The organism is Candidatus Methylomirabilota bacterium (genome assembly GCA_036005065.1).
Taxonomy (GTDB): Bacteria; Methylomirabilota; Methylomirabilia; order Rokubacteriales; family DASRDR01; genus DASYQW01.
The window spans coordinates 1-2033 of record DASYQW010000047.1 but is presented as its reverse complement, the minus strand read 5'-3'; the positions used below and the strand labels follow the sequence as shown (position 1 = coordinate 2033).

The window sequence follows — 2033 nt, the reverse complement described above, 5'->3', positions numbered from 1 at the left end:
CAGCAGCACCGGGCAGGCGATCGCCGGCCAGTGAGCGACCCGCGTGGTGCCGTCCGGATGGCCGGGTCGGTGGAGCGGGTAGGAGAAGCAGATCAGCCCGCGGTACCGATGCTCCGCCGCCGCGAGGCTGGCCACTCGCCCGCCGTACGACTGGCCGCCGACGACCACGTGATCGCCCGGCGGGGCGATCGCGAGCAGGGCGTGGACGGCGGCCTCCGCCCGACGCTTCGGGAGGTCGATGGCCACGGCATCGACGCCGCGAGCGCGGAGCCCGGCGGCGAGGGGCTCCATCGTGGCGGCTGAACCCGAGGCGCCCGGACCCAGATAGACACGGACGGGGGTGGCCATGCCGGCAGCCTACCCCGACGCCCGACTGCGTGCCAGAGTACGCTCGGGGCGACCAGCCTCGCCGTCCGATCTCGTCCCATCCGAGCCGATGACCGAACCACCCGCTTCGACACCCGCGACTGGCGCAGACGATCGCCCACGCTGCTGGTGGTCGCTGGCGACTGGCGGCCGCCCCGACCCGCTCATGGTCGCCTATCACGATGGGGAATGGGGCATCCGGATCCACGACGACGCCGAGCTCTTCGAACGGCTCGCGCTGGAGTCGTTCCAGGCGGGCCTGTCATGGTCCACGATCCTCCGCAAGCGAGAGGCGTTCCGGACCGCGTTTCGCGGGTTCGATCCGGCGGTGGTCGCCTCCTTCGGGGCGCGCGACCGGGCCCGCCTCATGGCCGACGCCGGCATCGTCCGGAACGCCGCGAAGATCGAAGCGACGGTCGGCAACGCTGCGGCGATCCGGGCGATCCAGGCTGCCTTCGGGTCCTTCGACGGATACCTGGTGGACCGCCTGCCGGGACCCACGCCCCGCCTTCCGGCCACCGCGACCGCCTCTGACATCGCGAGCACCACGCCGGCCGCCCAGGCGCTGTCGATCGACCTCCGCCGGCATGGCATGCGTTTCGTGGGCCCCACGATCGTGTACGCCTTCATGCAGAGCGTCGGCCTCGTCGACGACCACCTGCCGGGCTGCTTCCGATACGTCGGGCGGCGCTGAGCGTCAGATCTCGCGGCGGGCGAACGACCAGGCGGCCAGGGCGAGGATCACGACCAGCCACGCACCGACGTAGAGCAGGAAGCCCGTCGACGGCGGCGCCGAAGCGTAGAAGGGGTTGTTGGCTGCCAGGCGGGCGGCTCGCTCGCCGGCGGACGTCGCGAGAAGGATGAACGCCGGCGGCTCCAATGCGTATACGGCGCCCTTCCACAACCCGTCGAGGGGCACCACGAACCGGCTGGCCTCCACCGTGCGGGCAAGCGCGTCCAGGCCGAGCACGCCGGCGATGCCGCCCATCACGCCGCTGATCCATGACACGCCGAACAGGACGACCGCGACCGCCCCGCCAGCGATCGTGGGCAGCCGCGTGCTGAGCAGCAGGGCGATGCTCAGCAGGACGATCGCCTGGCCGCCGAGAAACAGCGTGGCACTCAACGGGTCCGGGGGCAGGTATCCCGAGACCAGGCCCACCGCCCCCACCTGGAGAAGCCCCGCCGCGATCGCGTAGCCGAGCACGATGATGGCCAGTCCCAGCCACTTGCCGATCAGGATCTCGGCGCGGCGGATCGGCCTGGCGGCCACCGCCTGGAGGACGCCCGACTCCAGGTCGGCGGCGATCGCGGGCGCCCCCAGGAAGGCAGCCGTCATCGCCAGCACGAAGCTGAACATGAAGGCGACGAGGATGAGCAGCTGGCTCACCGCCACCACGAACTCGAGCGGCGGCACGGCGCGCTCCCGGGCATTGGCGGTGAGCAGCGCAAAGCCCCATCCGGTCAGGACGACGACGGCGACCGTGAGCACGGCCAGGGCCCACAGGAGCCGCCGGCGGAGCGCCTCCAGGAGGGTGAGCCGGGCGATGACGAGGATGTTCACGGCTGGCCCCGCGTCACGCGCCCTGGTCCGGATTGGCCGGGCGAGCCAGCAGCTCGACGAAGCGCTCCTCGAGCGTCTCGCGGCCAGCGTCCACCCCATAGAT

3 protein-coding genes are annotated in these 2033 nt (G+C 72.0%); 1 reads left to right on the top strand and 2 read right to left on the bottom strand.

Going from position 1 to position 2033, the window contains the following annotated elements:
- On the bottom strand, positions 1-348 hold a 348-nt coding region (locus VGW35_03155), incomplete at its 3' end, for an alpha/beta family hydrolase (GenBank protein ID HEV8306642.1).
- A 184-nt stretch (positions 349-532) separates the two neighbouring features.
- Between VGW35_03155 and VGW35_03150 the strand changes: the two genes are divergently transcribed.
- Positions 533-1060: a DNA-3-methyladenine glycosylase I gene (locus VGW35_03150; protein ID HEV8306641.1), complete on the top strand. Its 528-nt coding sequence runs from the start codon at positions 533-535 to the stop codon at positions 1058-1060.
- A 3-nt stretch (positions 1061-1063) separates the two neighbouring features.
- Here the strand turns inward: VGW35_03150 and VGW35_03145 are convergent, their stop codons facing one another.
- Positions 1064-1930, bottom strand: a complete 867-nt coding sequence (locus tag VGW35_03145) for an ABC transporter permease (GenBank protein ID HEV8306640.1) — start codon at positions 1928-1930, stop codon at positions 1064-1066.
- Positions 1931-2033 lie beyond the last annotated feature (103 nt).